Annotated in this window: 10 protein-coding genes; 7 read left to right on the forward strand and 3 right to left on the reverse strand. The window is 39.9% G+C overall.

The features are described 5' to 3' along the window. Positions 1-230: 230 nt before the first annotated feature. The 3 genes from B9Y87_RS03110 to B9Y87_RS03120 are packed head-to-tail and all read right to left on the reverse strand — an operon-like array spanning position 231 to position 2,240. The gene (locus B9Y87_RS03110) at positions 231-776 is read right to left on the reverse strand and encodes an RsmD family RNA methyltransferase (protein WP_085496043.1); all 546 of its coding nucleotides are present in this window, start codon (positions 774-776) and stop codon (positions 231-233) included. After that, on the reverse strand, positions 776-1,612 hold the full coding sequence (locus B9Y87_RS03115; protein WP_085496045.1) for a DUF3822 family protein: 837 nt from the start codon (positions 1,610-1,612) through the stop codon (positions 776-778). The genes B9Y87_RS03110 and B9Y87_RS03115 overlap by 1 nt, the downstream gene beginning before the upstream one ends. Then, positions 1,590-2,240 (reverse strand): hypothetical protein, encoded by a 651-nt coding sequence (locus tag B9Y87_RS03120; protein WP_085496046.1) that lies wholly within the window; start codon positions 2,238-2,240, stop codon positions 1,590-1,592. The genes B9Y87_RS03115 and B9Y87_RS03120 overlap by 23 nt, the downstream gene beginning before the upstream one ends. Before the next feature lie 101 nt (positions 2,241-2,341). On the opposite strand from B9Y87_RS03120, the gene B9Y87_RS03125 reads away from it, so the two are divergent. The 7 genes from B9Y87_RS03125 (at position 2,342) to B9Y87_RS03155 (ending at position 16,575) form a co-directional block, all read left to right on the forward strand. Beyond that, positions 2,342-3,775 (forward strand): ATP-dependent DNA helicase, encoded by a 1,434-nt coding sequence (locus B9Y87_RS03125; RefSeq protein ID WP_085496048.1) that lies wholly within the window; start codon positions 2,342-2,344, stop codon positions 3,773-3,775. A 33-nt stretch (positions 3,776-3,808) separates the two neighbouring features. Further along, positions 3,809-4,372 carry a DUF4126 domain-containing protein gene (locus B9Y87_RS03130; protein WP_085496049.1) on the forward strand — a complete coding sequence of 188 codons (564 nt, stop codon included), beginning with the start codon at positions 3,809-3,811 and terminating at the stop codon, positions 4,370-4,372. A 119-nt stretch (positions 4,373-4,491) separates the two neighbouring features. Then, positions 4,492-5,220 (forward strand): 3-deoxy-manno-octulosonate cytidylyltransferase, encoded by a 729-nt coding sequence (kdsB, locus tag B9Y87_RS03135; RefSeq protein ID WP_085496051.1) that lies wholly within the window; start codon positions 4,492-4,494, stop codon positions 5,218-5,220. Continuing rightward, the gene (locus tag B9Y87_RS03140) at positions 5,211-5,912 is read left to right on the forward strand and encodes an HAD family hydrolase (protein ID WP_085496053.1); all 702 of its coding nucleotides are present in this window, start codon (positions 5,211-5,213) and stop codon (positions 5,910-5,912) included. The genes kdsB and B9Y87_RS03140 overlap by 10 nt, the downstream gene beginning before the upstream one ends. A gap of 4 nt (positions 5,913-5,916) precedes the next feature. Beyond that, positions 5,917-7,044 carry an iron-containing alcohol dehydrogenase family protein gene (locus tag B9Y87_RS03145; protein WP_085496055.1) on the forward strand — a complete coding sequence of 376 codons (1,128 nt, stop codon included), beginning with the start codon at positions 5,917-5,919 and terminating at the stop codon, positions 7,042-7,044. A 128-nt stretch (positions 7,045-7,172) separates the two neighbouring features. Further along, positions 7,173-7,712, forward strand: coding sequence for a 1-acyl-sn-glycerol-3-phosphate acyltransferase (locus B9Y87_RS03150; protein WP_085496057.1), 540 nt, complete (start codon positions 7,173-7,175; stop codon positions 7,710-7,712). A 694-nt stretch (positions 7,713-8,406) separates the two neighbouring features. Continuing rightward, positions 8,407-16,575 carry a PKD domain-containing protein gene (locus B9Y87_RS03155; protein WP_085496059.1) on the forward strand — a complete coding sequence of 2,723 codons (8,169 nt, stop codon included), beginning with the start codon at positions 8,407-8,409 and terminating at the stop codon, positions 16,573-16,575. Positions 16,576-16,596 lie beyond the last annotated feature (21 nt).

Genomic DNA, 16,596 nt, shown 5'->3' on the forward strand with positions numbered 1-16,596 from the left:
AGCCTAGCGTTTTTTGGTTCGTTTTTTGGGCGATGCAAAAAATGAACAGAACACTAACTTGAGCTGCTCAGGCATATCTTTTTGTAATTCACACACAACTTTTGGGATTGATCCCATTTGCACAGCAAATGCGTAGTCGAATTAATGCCGCCGCAGGGCGGTATCTTTTTGATGGCCGCTGACAAAGGAAGATTATGTCTGTTAATGCCGCCGCAGGTGCTATACTTTCATTATTCTTCGGTCCATTCGAAAAAACTGAAAACACTGCCACCATATTTTCTTTGGTTGGTGAAATGCTCCAATTTTGAAAGATCGGTATGTTTGGAATGCTCAATGATCAAAACGCCATTCTCTAGAAGTAGCTGCTTTTCAAATACCAGTTGGGGAATAGCAGCAAATTCTTCAGGGGACAGATCATAGGGGGGGTCGGCAAAAATAATATGTGCTTTTACCGGGTTGGTCTGCAAGTATTGAAAAACATCTTTCTTAATGGTTGCTATGGGGAAGTCCATTTCCGTAGAAGTTGCGGTAATAAACTTAATGCATCCATAGTCTGCATCCACGGCGGTTATATCTTCTGAGCCTCTGGATGCAAATTCGTAACTGATGTTTCCTGTTCCGGCAAATAGATCCAATACGCTTAGCTCGCTAAAGTGGTATTGGTTGTTGAGTATGTTGAAAAGGGCCTCTTTAGCCATATCGGTAGTGGGGCGGACCGGGAGCTTTTTGGGAGCTGTAAGTCTTTGGCCTTTGTTTTTTCCAGATATAATACGCATTAAAGAGTGTTTAGTAGTGTAAAATCTATAGTCTCCTTATCGGATCCCCCAAAATGATGAAATGAAGTGTTGGAGGGGACAAAAATAGATATGTCCCTAATATACTGATGACACATATTGTATAAATCATCACCTTCCTCAATAGAACCAAAAAGTTTCAGCTTAGTGGTTTCCGTATCCAGTTTCAATTGTTCCAAAGTAAACAATAGATAATAAATAAAATCCTCCTTCGTAGCAAAACTGAAGTTATTGTACAGAATCAACTTTTTGTTTGAAATTACGGCGATGTCCATATGTCCCTCTATGAGGTGTACATAACAAATGGGTTCGTTTTGGTTGCCATGGTGGTTTGTCAAGGTTTGAATCATGATGGTTCCATGGTGCATAAATTCAAATTCGCCAAAAAGGTCGTAGATATAATTGTTTATATTCATAAAAGGAACATAAACGTTTACCATGTCAAGATTTTTAATTTCGTCGTATTCCAGATGGTCGTTTGCTAAGATTTTGGCATTGAATTTTAGGTAATTGGCCAATTCATTTTCATTGAAAAGTGCCCGTGGGACCAAGCTGAATAGATTGTTCCTGTGTATTGCAACGACTTCTGAAAACTTTACATCCCTTATTCTGTTTTTTTCAAAAAGCTGCTTTATTTCCTTTTGAACGGCATATGGGGTAAGCTCGTTTTCAAACACCATCCTTTCAGAAGCAAGAATGGTATTGGAAAGTGTGTCCGAAACACAAAAAGAAAGTCCATTCAAGCTAACTTGAATGGACAATTTATGATATTCCGATTTAGAATTTTCTAAAACGCTATTGGTCGTTTCGTTTGTCATATATAGATGGCCAATTTCCACTGGTGCTTACCTCGGTCAAAGATCCAACCTTAATTACATTTCCATTTACCTCATCTACATTGATTTGGGTATTCTCCCTTGCCAACAAAGCTTTGGGTTGGTCATGTAAAACAACGTCCTTGCTTACTTTTACTTCGAAAACTGGAGCTTTGTATCCGCTTTTCTCGATGATGGTCGACTTCATTTCAAATTTTTCGCCATTAGGAGCATAAGGTACATTCATCATGGTCTTAAAGCGATCGTCTTTTTTGAATAGGGAATCCTTGACGGAAACTGTACCAAGTGTATCAATTATCTTAACTTCCTTCAACATATCGATCCCAAAATTCTTGTCGTATTCCAAATAAGAGGAATCTCTCTGTTGGGTTATGGTGTATTTACCAGTGTCGACAAAACTTACTAGCGACTCAAAATCCTTGGCATATCTACCATTTACAGTTTTATAGGCTTCTTGGGAATTTCTAATATCCTTTAGATTGGCTATTACCTTAGCAAAGCGTTCTTGCTTAACTTTCTTAAATTCAATTGGGCCGTTCACAGAATTATATATCATATAACCCAACACGATAGCTACTATCCAAAGGAAAATTTGTAAAATGGTCTTCATTTTGTAAGTGTTATTTTATTTAGTGGTTGTCACAAATCTACAATTTTTTTTTAATGGTAAAAGTATTTGACCTTAAAAATACTGATTATCTTTGATGGCCTATGACTTCTATAACCGACGCTACTTTTTTTAAACTCCTGACAGACAAATTTCCACATGACCCAACTGCCAAGCAGTCAGTGGCTTTGCAAAAACTTGCAAGTTTTGTTTTATCCAAGGAAAAGGATAGTGTTTTTATGTTAAAAGGGTTTGCAGGTACCGGTAAAACTACAATCGTAGGTACAATTGTGACCAATCTTTGGAAGACGACGATGAAGGCTGTTTTAATGGCACCTACAGGTAGGGCGGCAAAGGTAATGTCCAATTACTCGGGCACCCAGGCTTTTACGATACACCGAAAAATTTATTTTCCCAAAAAACAAAGTGGGGGTGGAGTACAGTTCGTTTTGTCTCCCAACAAGCATAGAAATACCATTTTTATTGTAGATGAGGCCTCTATGATTCCTGATACCCCCACCGATTCCAAGTTGATGGAAAATGGGTCGCTTCTGGACGATTTGTTAATGTACGTGTATTCGGGACATAATTGTAAACTAATACTCATTGGGGATACTGCCCAGCTTCCCCCGGTTCATTTAAACATTAGTCCAGCTTTGGATGAAAACCAATTGGCCTTGAATTATAATAAGGAAGTTATTAAATTGGAGTTGGATGAGGTGGTGAGGCAGGCAGAGGATTCGGGGATCCTGGTAAATGCAACGAGCCTAAGGGAACAGCTTCAAAGTGAATTCTTTGATGATTATAAGTTTTCGGTGAGTCGCTATACGGATATAGTCCGCTTGGTGGATGGCAATGATATCCAAGAGGCCATAGACGACTCCTATTCGCAAAATGGTAAAGAAGAAACGGCCATTATAGTGCGCTCCAATAAGCGGGCCAATCTATACAATGAAAATATTAGGAATAGAATCCTATATCTGGAAAACGAGTTGGCCACAGGGGATTATATGATGGTGGTTAAAAACAATTATTCCTGGTTAAAACCTACTTCCGAGGCCGGTTTTATTGCCAACGGGGATATTATTGAAGTGTTGGAGATATTTGCCATTAAAGAGTTATACGGTTTTAAATTTGCGGAGGTAAAGGTGAAAATGGTAGATTATCCCAATCAAAAGCCATTTGAGACTGTGCTTTTATTGGATACTATTATGGCAGAGACACCATCATTGTCCTATGAAGATGGCAACCGACTTTATCAGGAAGTTATGAAGGACTATGCCGATGAGAAATCCAAATACAAGAAGTTCTTGGCAGTAAAGAACAATAAGTTTTTTAATGCCTTACAAGTCAAATTCTCCTACGCCATTACCTGTCATAAGTCACAAGGGGGGCAATGGAATACTGTCTTTGTGGAACAGCCATACTTGCCCAACGGAATAGACAAGGAATATCTTCGCTGGTTGTATACCGCGGTGACCAGGGCAAAGCACAAATTGTACCTGATAGGCTTTAAGGACGATTTTTTTGTTGATTAGGAATAGTCTAATTTCGCATTAAAGTTAGGAAATATGACTTTTGAGACCATTTTAAGCATATTTTTAGGTATCGGGCTGGCGGCATCCGTAGGTTTTAGGATTTTTTTGCCTTTGTTTGCTTTAAGTTTGGCGGGGTATTTAGATGTATGGCAGCTAAATGAAAACTGGGAATGGGTAGGGAGTATGGCTGCCATAATAACATTTGGTGTAGCAACTCTTGTTGAAATATTGGCGTATTTTATTCCTTGGTTGGATAATTTGTTGGATAGTTTTGCGATACCTATGGCTGCTTTGGCGGGTACCGCCGTCATGGTGTCAACAGTCTCCAACCTAGATCCATTGATTACCTGGACCCTGGCTATAATTGCCGGTGGGGGAACGGCCACCGCAATAAAAGGAGCTTCTGCTACCGGCAGATTGGCCTCTACGGCCACCACCGGGGGAACGGCCAACCCCGTTATTGGCCTCGTGGAAACGGGAACTGCGGCAGTAGTAACTGTAGCATCAATTTTCGCTCCTATCCTTGCTGCGTTTTTGGTCCTTATAATATTGATAATTATATATAGGTTATATAGAAAGATTAGACCGAGAACTTAATCCAAATTAATTTTAAATAATTTTCGTACGAAATGGGCATGACCCGAAACTGGTCGCAAAAGCAATAATGACGATATGCTTATTTCAAATGACCTTTAAAAAAACAATAAGATCTACTTATGAAAATCATTGCAATGATACCGGCTCGTTATGCAGCCTCAAGATTTCCTGGGAAGCTTATGCAGGACCTTCAAGGGAAACCTGTAATACAAAGAACCTATGAAGCGGCTTTAAAAACCGGTTTGTTTCAGGAAGTTTATGTAGTTACGGACAGTACTACTATATATGATACGATTACCAACATAGGTGGCAAGGCCATCATGAGTGAAAAGCAGCATGAATGCGGAAGCGACCGTATTGCCGAGGCAGTGGAATCCATGGATGTGGATATCATCGTAAATGTGCAGGGAGATGAGCCATTTACGGACAGGGAAAGCTTGGCCAGTGTAATCGAAGTTTTTAAGGATGATGTTAAGAAAGAAATAGATTTGGCATCCTTAATGACCAGGATTACGGATTGGGTGGAGATTAATGACCCCAATACCGTAAAGGTTATAGTGGACAATCAAAATTTTGCCCTCTATTTTTCACGGGCCCCAATTCCATATCCCAGATCAAGGGAGTTGGACATACCTTATTTTAAGCACAAAGGAATCTATGCCTTTAGGAAAAGTGCATTGATGGATTTTCAGAGATTGCCAATGCTTATTTTGGAAGCCACGGAAAAAATAGAAGCCATTCGGTACCTGGAATACGGTAAAAAAATAAAGATGGTAGAAACTAGTGTTACGGGGATAGAAATAGATACGCCGGAAGATTTGGAAAAAGCAAAGAAGGAATGGAAGTAGATTTTGGTAATATTACGGTGGTGGGGTTTGATGCCGATGATACCCTTTGGGTAAATGAAACGTATTTTAGGAATGCGGAGGAAAAATTTGCCAGTCTTTTGGATAGCTATGAAACGAAGAATCAAATAGATCAGGAACTATTCAAAACAGAGATCAAGAACCTTGAGCTATATGGTTATGGTATTAAGGGTTTTATGCTTTCTATGATAGAATCTGCCTTAGATCTGTCGAATAATAGGATTTCGCAAGCAACGATTACCGAAATTTTGAATCTAGGGAAGGAAATGTTGACGCACCCAGTGGAATTATTGGACGGTGTGGAACAAGTATTGGAAGCATTGAAGGACAAATATCGGCTAATAGTATTGACCAAAGGGGATTTGTTGGACCAGGAGAGGAAATTGGAAAAATCCGGCCTTTCCCAATATTTTCATCATGTAGAAGTTCTGAGCGATAAAAAGGAAGAAAATTATAAGAATCTTTTGGAGCATTTGGAAATTCCTGTGGAGGAGTTTTTAATGATCGGAAATTCTTTAAAATCGGATGTACTGCCAATACTGAAAATAGGAGCACAAGCCGTGCATATTCCTTTTCATACTACTTGGCTGCACGAGGAGGTAAGGATGGAGGAACATAACAATGATCATCTTACCTTAAGCACTATTTCCGATATTTTAAAGTATCTTAAATAAATTTATGGATATAAAGAGTAAAAATATCAACACAATTATAAGCCCTGAATTGAAAACGAATTACAAGAACTTTCCTATGGTGCCGCGTGTTATATTTGGTATAGGTTGTTTTGGACAGTTGGGAGAGATTTTAATGCCAAAACGCATTAATTCCGAGGCGCCATTTATTTTTTTAGTGGACGATGTATTCGAAGGCTCTGGGCTAGTTTCTAGAATACCGCTAATTTTTAATGATCAGTTAATATTCATTTCGGCGGACGAGGAGCCTAAAACAGACCAGGTGGATGCTTTGGTCTATAAAATTAGAAATGATTATGACCAACTCCCTTCGGGAATTATAGGTATTGGTGGTGGCACCTTGTTGGATTTGGCAAAAGCTGTGGCGATTATGTTGACCAATAAGGGCAATGCCCATGAGTATCAAGGTTGGGATTTGGTAAAAAAACCATCCATATATCACGTGGGTATACCTACCATTAGCGGTACAGGAGCAGAAGTGTCCCGGACAACGGTGTTATTGGGCCCGGAGAAAAAATTGGGAATAAACTCTGATTATACCACTTTTGACCAAGTGCTCTTGGATCCCGATTTAACAAAAGGGGTCTCTAAGGAGCAGTGGTTCTATACAGGTATGGACTGTTTTATACATTGTATAGAATCCTTAAACGGTACTTTTTTGAATGCCTTTAGCCAAAGCTATGGTGAAAAGGCGTTGGAATTATGCAAAGAGGTCTATTTGGAGGACTTACATGAGGATGAAGCCAGAAATAAATTAATGATGGCTTCTTGGCACGGGGGTATGAGCATAGCCTATTCACAGGTGGGGGTTGCACATGCCATGAGCTATGGTCTGTCCTATTTATTGGGAGTTAGGCACGGAATAGGGAACTGTTTGGTGTTTCAGCATTTGAAGGAGTTCTATCCTGAAGGAGTAGAATTATTTAATGAAATGAAGGAAAAACACAATATACAGTTGCCAAAAGGCATTTGTAAGGAATTGACCAACGATGATTTTGAAATTATGATCAACGTTGCCCTTAGTCTAGTACCCTTATGGGAAAATGCGCTTGGAAAAGAATGGCGTACCATGGCAACTCCTGAGAAATTAAAATCGATCTATCAAAAAATATAGTATATCTACCATCAGGATTTGTTAATTCGGTTTATTTTTTTTTGGTCAACAGGATTACGCATGGTAATAACATTGGGATATCTGGATTAAATAGAAAAACTCCTAACCTTTTAAAAAGTTGATGATTAATGCGGGCCCTAGCCAAATTTATTTATTTTAAGATTTTGGGGTGGAAGCTAGTGGGCTCATTTCCTCAGGTGGACAAATGCGTTGTTATTGTGGTGCCGCATACCAGTTGGGTCGATTTCTTTTTGGGACTTCTGATTAGAAGGGTTTTGAACGAGGAGATTCATTACATTGGAAAAAAATCACTTTTTAAACCTCCATTTGGCTGGTATTTTCGCTGGATGGGAGGTGCTCCTATCGATAGAAGTAAAAATATGGATACCGTGAGCGCTACGGTCAAGATATTTAATCAAAATAAAAAATTCAGATTGGCGCTTTCTCCCGAGGGAACCAGAAAAAAGGTTACGGATTGGAAAACAGGTTTCTATTTTATTGCCAAAGCGGCCAAGGTTCCCATTGTGATGGTGGCGTTCGACTTTGGAAAAAAGCAGATCAAAATTTCCAAACCACAGTATCCTACGGATAACAAAGAGGAAGATTTTGCAACCTACAAAGCCTTTTTTAAAGGTGTGGTGGGAAGGGTGCCCGAGAATAGTTTTTGAAATTTTAAGTTTGCACTATATAATAGATCTTGTAGGTTATTGCTTTTTTATTTATAAGATTTTTAGCCAAGAATTTAATATAAATGTGACTCAATGTTAAATGTTAATTTACAATAATTGTAGGCTTTTTAATACTATTTATGAGTTTTGGATTTTAAATCCAAAATTACATCCTAGGCCATAGTTAATAATCTCCTTTGTTAATTCTATTTTATTGCATTTAAAGCAGGTTGATTGTCTATGATTTGATACCACTTATCGAAATTGTGTACTCTTTTTACAAAATTTAACATTTTATCTCAATATTTATTCCCTCTTGTAATTTTCAATAGAGAATATCATTATTGATTGCAATATTGATATTATAGTTTTTTTATAGAGTTAGTTTTAGTAAAAAAATATCCCCCATTTTTTTGTTATTACATTTAGTTGATTTGCACCCCAGATCTCTATGTGCTTCGCTTGGTTGTGGTCACGACCAACAGGATTTTTATGATAAATAATTACTTTAAGAAGTTTTGTTTTGCTCTTAATTCAATTTCACCTAATTGTAGGTCAATATGGCTGAATTGGGATTGGTTTTATGAGTACTTCCACCTGGGGACTGTTGGATCTCAGTTAATAAGCCAAATAGATTCATTAAATCAGATAATATTAAATAATCATTCCACACACAATTTTAATACTCCACATTATGCATAGATTTTTACGTAAACTTGTTGGTTTTTTCTTGGCGATTCACCTTTTTCAGTTCAATAAATTGGAAATTAGGGTAGTACGGATTCTACTTGTAATATTATGCTGCAGTTCATCCGTCTTGGGTCAGGTCCAAATAACGACTGATCCGTCCTCACTGATGGTTGCACCTAATGAAACTTTTTCAATTACGGTGCAGGTTGAGACCGATCAAAATGCTGATGCGGCAGAAGTACATTTGAGTTTTGATCCAACTATTATAGAGGTTACAAGTATAAGCCTGTCACAGCCTAATCCATTACCAGTTCCGATCATTGGATCGGAATTCGATAATTCCTTGGGTGTAATCAATTATGCAGCAGGTACTTTTTCTGCCTTTCCAAATTCAGATTTCGATTTGCTTGAAATACAATTTACGGCAATAGCTGAAGGTACAACGGATTTAGAGTTTAACGGACTTCCTTCAAAAGTTACTTTTGGGGGGCAAAACATATTATCCGGTGTAAGTGGATCAACAATTACAGTTGCGGTAACAGATATTATACCTCCGGTTATCACCCTAATAGGGGATGAGGTTATCAATTTGTCGGTAGGCGGTGTTTATACCGAACAGGGAGCTAATGCCAATGATGAAACAGATGGTGATATTAGTGGGAACGTAATAATTGGTGGAGACGTAGTTGACACAAATACTGTAGGTGAATATGTTATTACCTATGATGTTATGGATGCGGCATTAAATCCTGCGGTACAGGTAGTACGAAAAGTAAATGTGTCCCAGGTGGTTGTTAATACGTATGCCATTACAACGAACCCTGGACCCAATGGAACCATTTCTCCCTCTACTACAGATGTTAATCAAGGGGATAATATTATTTTCACCATAACTCCGGATTCAGGATTTGAAATAGAGGATGTTTTAGTAAATGGCAGTTCAGTTGGTCCTGTGTCCTCCTATGAATTCACAGATGTCCAGGCAACTGCAACAATCAGTGCTACCTTTATTGAAAATGCGGCTTTTCAACTATGTATTGCCAGTGGTAATGATGCCCTGACCGCATTTGGCAGGAGTTTTGTCGGAGATCCTACAACGGCACCACCATCCGGAGGTCCGTTTGTACGTACCGGTGGCGCAACGTATTTAGATTATAATGGGGCAATTGGCGCGACATCCTCTCCTGAAGAACTAAGTTTGTTTCAAAAGGAAATTTACGGGGGTAAGGTTGGAGTAAACGCACCGGTAGCTTATGAGATTCCTGTGCCGGATGGCTATTATCAAGTTGATCTGTACTTTGCAGAGGTATATCATCCCGCACCTAATGGTAGAGTTTTTGATGTCCTACTGGAAGGGAACCTTATATTGGATGAATACGATTTGGTAGATCCAATTAAAGATGGTATTTCTACAAATCAAACGGCCATTGTAAGAACCTATTATGTGCAGGTGGTTGACGGTAATTTAAATGTACAGATAGGGCCGGCAACAGTAGATAATGGAAAAATATCCGGACTTTGTATTACTGGGACTTCTACAACTAATGTACACCCTATAGCCAATTTGGGCAATCTTCAATTTGAAGTAGGTGAGGCTGTTTCCGAAACCTTGAATATTATAGACGGTGATCTGTTGAATATTGTGTTTAATGGCTTGCCATCAACTTTAAGCTATAATCCATCAACCAATCAATTGGAAGGAACTCCTGAAGCTTCGGAATTAGGAGACCATATAGTAAATGCAATTATTTCTGATGGAAATAGTGCTCCTGTAACTGCCGAATTTACTGTAACTATATATCCTGCCGGGGCCGATCTTCCCCCGAGCATTGCTGATATCGCTGATGTTGAAGTGGGAGAAGGCTCAACTGCATCCGCTGATATAATTGTTTCAGATGATAAAGATGTGTTCAATGCCAGTATTGTTATTTATGACAAAAGTAATGGAGGAACCAATAGTCCCTTATTGCCATCCACAGTGATACCTGCAACAGATTATACGTTTACGGATAATGGAGGTGGTAACTTTACACTTAATTGGAATACCAATCCTGGTGATGGACGCTCCTATTTGGTGGAAGTAACAGCCAATGATGGTGTAAATCTACCAGTACAGAAAACCTTTAATATTAATGTGGCCCAACCTATTCCTGCAAATATTTTTGCCAGGACGTTTAGTAATCCTATGCCATGGTACGGTCCGAATCCCACGTTGCCATTTACAGTGGCCATAGAGGCTAATGCGGCGCAGAATATTGGTTATATAGATGCTGGGGATTTTGTGGAGTATATAATAGATGTTCCTGCTGCTGGAGTTTATGATATAGAATTTTTTGCAGCCAAGCAGCCCGGGGGAATTACTATTATAACAGTTTCTGAAGAAGATGGAGTAGGGTTTGCTGCCATTGGATCGGTCAATGTATCGTCTACCTCGGGTTGGCAGACTTATTCGTCTTTTTCTACCTCCGTGGAATTTAGCAATCCGGGTATACAGACAATCCGTCTGGATTTTAACGCCGGGGTCAACCTTAAAAATTTTGATATAACACAGTCTGCCATTGCAGCCTGCAATGTGGCTTTCAGGGTAAATGCAGGAGGTCCCATCCAAGGATTGTCAGGAGGGGATTTTGAAGCAGATCAATCTGTTGCTGGGGCCGGCGGAACTGCTGGTACAGGAACTCCTTCCCCTTATTACAAGGGTGTTGTAGATAAAACCTTTGGCTCAAATGCAGCTTTGGTGTCAAATAATACTGGATATCCTGATGCTATTTTTCAAACAGAGCGGCATATAGATGGCGGGGTTTTAATGAACTGGGAGTTTCCAGCTAACGGTACGTACGAAGTAAATATTTTATTCAATGAAAACTGGACTGGAGAAGCCAACCCCGGTAACGCTAGGATTTTTGATGTGGAAATAGAAGGTGATCTGGTGTTGGATGACTATAGACCATCTTTAGCCGCAGGTGGGTTCAACATAGCAAAAGTTGAAACTTTTATCGTTGAAGTTACGGACGGTATTATGAATATCGACTTTAAAAAAGGTAATCAAAATCCATCTGTAAAAGGATTCAGTATTTGTTTAATTTCTGAACCCATCAACACTCCGCCAGTGGTGTCAATAACTGCACCGGCTAATGGAGATCCAGTAATACGGGGGACGGATGTTACTCTTACCGGAACTGCTTTGGATATTGAGGATGGAGACATTTCCAATTTAATCGGTTGGAGTTCAAACGACACTAGATTTACTACAACACCTTTAGACGGAATTGGTTCGGCAATTTCCGGACAATTTGTTACGCCAGGAGTTCAGACCTTAACGGCAACTGCGACAGATAATGGTTCAGAAGTGGGTACAGCCAACGTAACTGTTAATGTTTCTGGGCCCAGTGTGGTTATAGACCTTCCTTTAGAAGCTGCAGAATTGAATTCTACCGACGTAAGATTGGAATGGACAGGAACGGACGTTTTGTATGGGCTTACAGAACACTATCATTTATTTGTTAACCCACCAGACATTAATAATATTGATCCAGCTACCCGAATTTCAACAGCTTCACAGATAGGACAGGAATTCTGGGACCTAACAGCTGCAGATGGGATAGTAGATGGCCAAAACACCATAGTTCTAGTAGTGGCAGATCCTACTCATGCAGCTTTTGATAATGCAGAAGCTACGGCGGTAGTGAATTTTACGGTAAACCTACCGGACAATATACCACCAGTGATAACACTTCTGGATGTTGATCCCCTTCCTGTGGAATTAGGTTCGCCTTATTTTAATTTAGGGGCCAGTGCAACCGATGAAACGGATGGTGATTTGACCGAGGAAATTGAAATAGGAGGTGATATCGTTGATCCAAATACCATAGGGGAATACGTTATTACATATAACGTTTTTGATGCAGCTGGAAATCCTGCCGCTGAGGTAACCCAAACCGTCATTGTATTCGATAGCACTGCACCAGTTATTACATGTCCAGATGATATTGTGACTTCTACTGATCCAGATTTTTGTGGAGTAGATTTAAATCTAACTGGTGTATCCGCCATAGATATGAGTGGAAGTATAACTTTTGAGGGAATTAGAAGTGATGGACTAGAACTCACGGAACCCTATGCCTTAGGTGTAACTACGGTATCCTGGACTGCCACTGACGAAACTGGCAATGTTTCTGAACCTTGTATTCAGACCATAACAGTAAATGATGAAGTTGGGCCTAATTTCGGGTGTCCAGCTAACATCAATGCAACCAGTTTCAACGGTAATCCGGTAGTAGTTGAAATTACTGCACCCCCTGTTTTCGATTCATGTTCGCAATTGGATGTTACATTAACAAGTACACGTAATGATGGTCAGGAAGTAGACGATGCTTATCCCGTAGGGACAACGCAGATAGAATGGAAGGCTACTGATAATGCTGGCAATATAAGTTCTTGTATACAATCAGTTACAGTTGATTTTACGGCCTCCACCCAGAAAAACATTGAGTCTTTTAGTGTCCAAGGACAGGTTGGGCCAGAAATTATTGACGCTTCGTCTGGTATAGTGGGAGTTACCGTTGTTGCAGGAACAGATGTTACTGGCCTTTCACCTAGTATTGGGATTTCGGCAGATGCTACTATAAATCCTTCCTCGGGAACAGTTTTGGATTTTACCAATTCAGTAAATTATACGGTTACAGCCCAAAATGGAACCCAAAAGAATTGGACGGTTACTGTTACGGTTCAAGAAGATAACGAGGATCCGGAAATTACTTGCTTGGAAGATATTAGTATTTCCAATGATAATGGACAATGTGGAGCGGTAGTAAATTATACTGCACCGGTTGGAACGGACAATGTTCCAGGGGCTATAACCAACCTAACCCAAGGTTTGGGAAGTGGGGCATTTTTCCCTGTTGGAACAACTACAGAGGTTTATACAGTTACGGATGCATCAGGCAATACATCTTCATGTAGTTTTACGGTTACCGTACTAGACTCTGAAAACCCAACAATAAGTTGTCCGCAAGATATTGTTGTCCAGGTTGCAGAAGGAGTTTCAACTGCCATCGTGGATTTTACGACTCCTCTTTTTAGTGACAATTGTCCTAATGCCAATATTCAGCAAACTCAAGGTCTTGCAAGTGGTTCTAACTTTCCGCTAGGAACAACATTAAATATTTTTGAGGTTACTGATGCGGCAGGAAACAATCAGACTTGTAGTTTCAATGTAACCATAGAAACTATAACTCCAGCTGCTCTTACCGTAAATGGTTTTACGCTTGTAAATGCGGATACGGATCAGGATATAATGCCATTGACTAATGGTAAATTGATCAATGCTGGAACTTACGCCACCACCAACCTTGCCATTAGGGCCAATGCTACCCCGGATGTGGGTAGTGTAAGGTTATTGCTTAGTGGCACTAAGAGTAGGAATCAAACTGAAAGTGTTGCACCCTTCACATTGTATGGTGATAATGCAACAACAGGCGATTATATCGGTGAGTTGTTTCCTCTAGGAAACTATACCCTTACAGCTACTCCATATGCCAATTCAGGATTGAGTGGAAATCAAGGCTCGCCAAAGACCATAACTTTTCAATTCACAAATCAGAATCCATTATGTAGTAATTTTGACGCAAGCGTTGCTACTTCTTCTGACCCTAGCGCTTGTAATAGCAACGATGGTTCTATAGTCATCAACACCGTTGGATTTGTGGGGCCTCTTACCTATAATTGGAGCCATAATGCCAATTTGAACAGTCCTACGGTTAGTGGATTGGGAGCTGGTACTTATAATGTTACAGTTACCGATGCCAATGGTTGTTCTGAAGATATGACTGTTACTTTAAATGGACCAACACTTCCTGAAGTAACATTGGCACCTTTTGCCGATGTACTTATAACAGATAGTCCGTTTGCCCTAACAGGAGGTAGTCCTTCTGGAGGTGTATATAGTGGTACAGGGGTGAGTAATAATTCCTTTAACCCTGCCATAGGAATTGGAAACTATTCTATAGTCTATACTTATGAAGATGGCAATGGTTGTGCGAACAGTGCCTCTCAAACTATTAGAGTGGGTACTCCAATAGACAATGCTTCTGTAATTGTAGTAAATGCCAACACCGATAATGCAATGTTCGCCTTGACCAATGGATTACAGATTGAAAAGAGTGCCATTGGCGAAACTCCTTTGGGAATTATCTATAATGCTGCTTTGAATCCTGGCAACGTCACGTTTAAGTTGACTGGTCCCATAAATCAGAATAAATCCGAAGGGCCGTCTGCGCCATATTCCTTGTTTGGGGATATAGGTGTAGATATACAAGGGAAGCCCTTCCCTATTGGGAATTATACCTTGGTAACCTCTACTTCTTCGGGAGTAAGTCAGACGATTGATTTCTCGATTATAAGTGGTCCTCCGGCCAATGAGCCTCCAGTTGTGGCTTTAGCAGGTAACCCTGACAATACTGTTCCGTTTAAAATTAATTTCTCGAGTGCAGGATCCGCTGATAATGATGGAATTATAACAGGGTATTCATGGAATTTCGGTGATGGCAATACCTCAAATCTGCAAAATCCAGCACATACTTACGGCTCAGGTGGTATATTTAGTGTTAGCCTAACATTGACGGATGAAGACAACGCAGCTAGTACTAAAAGTATTAGTGTAACTGCAATTGATCCTAGTATTAATCAACCTCCAATTGCTGTGGTTACGGCTTCGCCCAATAGTGGAACGGCACCTTTATTGGTAAATTTTTCAAGTGTTGGTTCCAGTGATGCCGATGGTAATATAGACTCCTACGAATGGGACTTTGGGGATGGAGCAACTTCTACACAGATCAACCCGTCACATACCTATACCACCCAGGGTAGTTTTGTTTGTACTCTTACCGTAAAGGATGACGATGGAGCAATAGGTACGACAAGTGTAAGTGTCAATGTAAATGCACCTAACAGCAATGCGGCACTATTTATCTTGAATGCCAATAATGATAGTCAATTATATGCTTTAACCAATGGATTGCAGATTTCCAAAACCGATATAGGAGAGACTCCTTTGGGTATCATCTTTAACCCTAATTTAAATCCGGGCAATGTTTATTTTACACTTACCGGACCAATAAGTCAGACTAAGTCCGAAGGACCATCGGCACCTTACTCATTGTTCGGGGATATAGGTGTGGATATTCAAGGAAAACCCTTTCCAGTAGGGAACTACACTTTAGTGGCGCGACCATCCGTGGGAACAACCCAAACAATTAATTTTAGTGTTGTAAGTGGACCGCCGGGGAATGTTAATCCAATAGCTGTTGCAATAGGCAACCCGGATGCCAACACTGCGTTTAAATTTAGTTTCTCAAGTTTAGGTTCAACGGATAGTGATGGGAATATAGTTGGGTACTCTTGGAATTTTGGAGACGGAACTACCTCAACTTCCCAAAATCCTTCCCATACCTATAGCTCTGGGGGTACTAAAACAGTAACGCTTACAGTAACCGATGATGATGGTGGAATAGGAACCACAAGCATTCAAGTTGTTGCTGTTGATCCTACCGATATCGACAAAGTGGTAAGTTTTACCTTAATAGATGCGGAAAACCAATTTGACCTATTTGATATTCAGAATAATATGAATGTTAATGATGGTGAAGGAGTCAACATTAGAGCCAATACAGATCCAGGAATTGTTGGGAGTGTGAAGTTTGAATTATCGGGTACTTTGACCAGAACATGGACAGAGACCAATGCTCCTTATGCCCTTTATGGTGACTTTAACGGTGATTATATACCGACAACTCTCCAAATTGGGTCTTATACCCTTAAGGCAACACCTTATACCTTGGCAGGGGGTACAGGAGTTGCGGGACAATCATTGACAATTGTTTTTAATGTAGTACAGTCCGCTTCCACTGCGAAGACGTTCGTTACGACAATGAACATATCTCCAAATCCGGCTAATGAAAGTGTTACGGTATCCTTTGATGAGCCAACACCTTTAACCCAAATCTATGTTTATGATATTACAGGTAGGTTGGTGAAATTTCTGAAAATGGATGCAAGTGAGAATTTGGAAACCTATCTTATTGGGGTTCAGGATCTGCCTACAGGATCTTATTTCATAAGAACTATAGATGCAGAAGGAAAGGAATTACAACAACAAATGGCAATAAAGCGATAACCAAGTCCCAAAAAAGATTAA

Source organism: Arenibacter troitsensis, assembly GCF_900177645.1.
GTDB lineage: Bacteria > Bacteroidota > Bacteroidia > Flavobacteriales > Flavobacteriaceae > Arenibacter > Arenibacter troitsensis.

Excerpts from the sequence above, each read along its gene's own strand:
- B9Y87_RS03125 (WP_085496048.1), top strand. The coding sequence starts at position 2,342 with ATGACTTCTATAACCGACGCTACTTTTTTTAAACTCCTGACAGACAAA.
- B9Y87_RS03115 (WP_085496045.1), bottom strand. The coding sequence starts at position 1,612 with ATGACAAACGAAACGACCAATAGCGTTTTAGAAAATTCTAAATCGGAA.
- B9Y87_RS03145 (WP_085496055.1), top strand. The coding sequence starts at position 5,917 with ATGGATATAAAGAGTAAAAATATCAACACAATTATAAGCCCTGAATTG.
- B9Y87_RS03130 (WP_085496049.1), top strand. The coding sequence starts at position 3,809 with ATGACTTTTGAGACCATTTTAAGCATATTTTTAGGTATCGGGCTGGCG.
- kdsB (WP_085496051.1), top strand. The coding sequence starts at position 4,492 with ATGAAAATCATTGCAATGATACCGGCTCGTTATGCAGCCTCAAGATTT.
- B9Y87_RS03155 (WP_085496059.1), top strand. The coding sequence starts at position 8,407 with ATGCATAGATTTTTACGTAAACTTGTTGGTTTTTTCTTGGCGATTCAC.
- B9Y87_RS03140 (WP_085496053.1), top strand. The coding sequence starts at position 5,211 with ATGGAAGTAGATTTTGGTAATATTACGGTGGTGGGGTTTGATGCCGAT.
- B9Y87_RS03120 (WP_085496046.1), bottom strand. The coding sequence starts at position 2,240 with ATGAAGACCATTTTACAAATTTTCCTTTGGATAGTAGCTATCGTGTTG.
- B9Y87_RS03110 (WP_085496043.1), bottom strand. The coding sequence starts at position 776 with ATGCGTATTATATCTGGAAAAAACAAAGGCCAAAGACTTACAGCTCCC.
- B9Y87_RS03150 (WP_085496057.1), top strand. The coding sequence starts at position 7,173 with ATGCGGGCCCTAGCCAAATTTATTTATTTTAAGATTTTGGGGTGGAAG.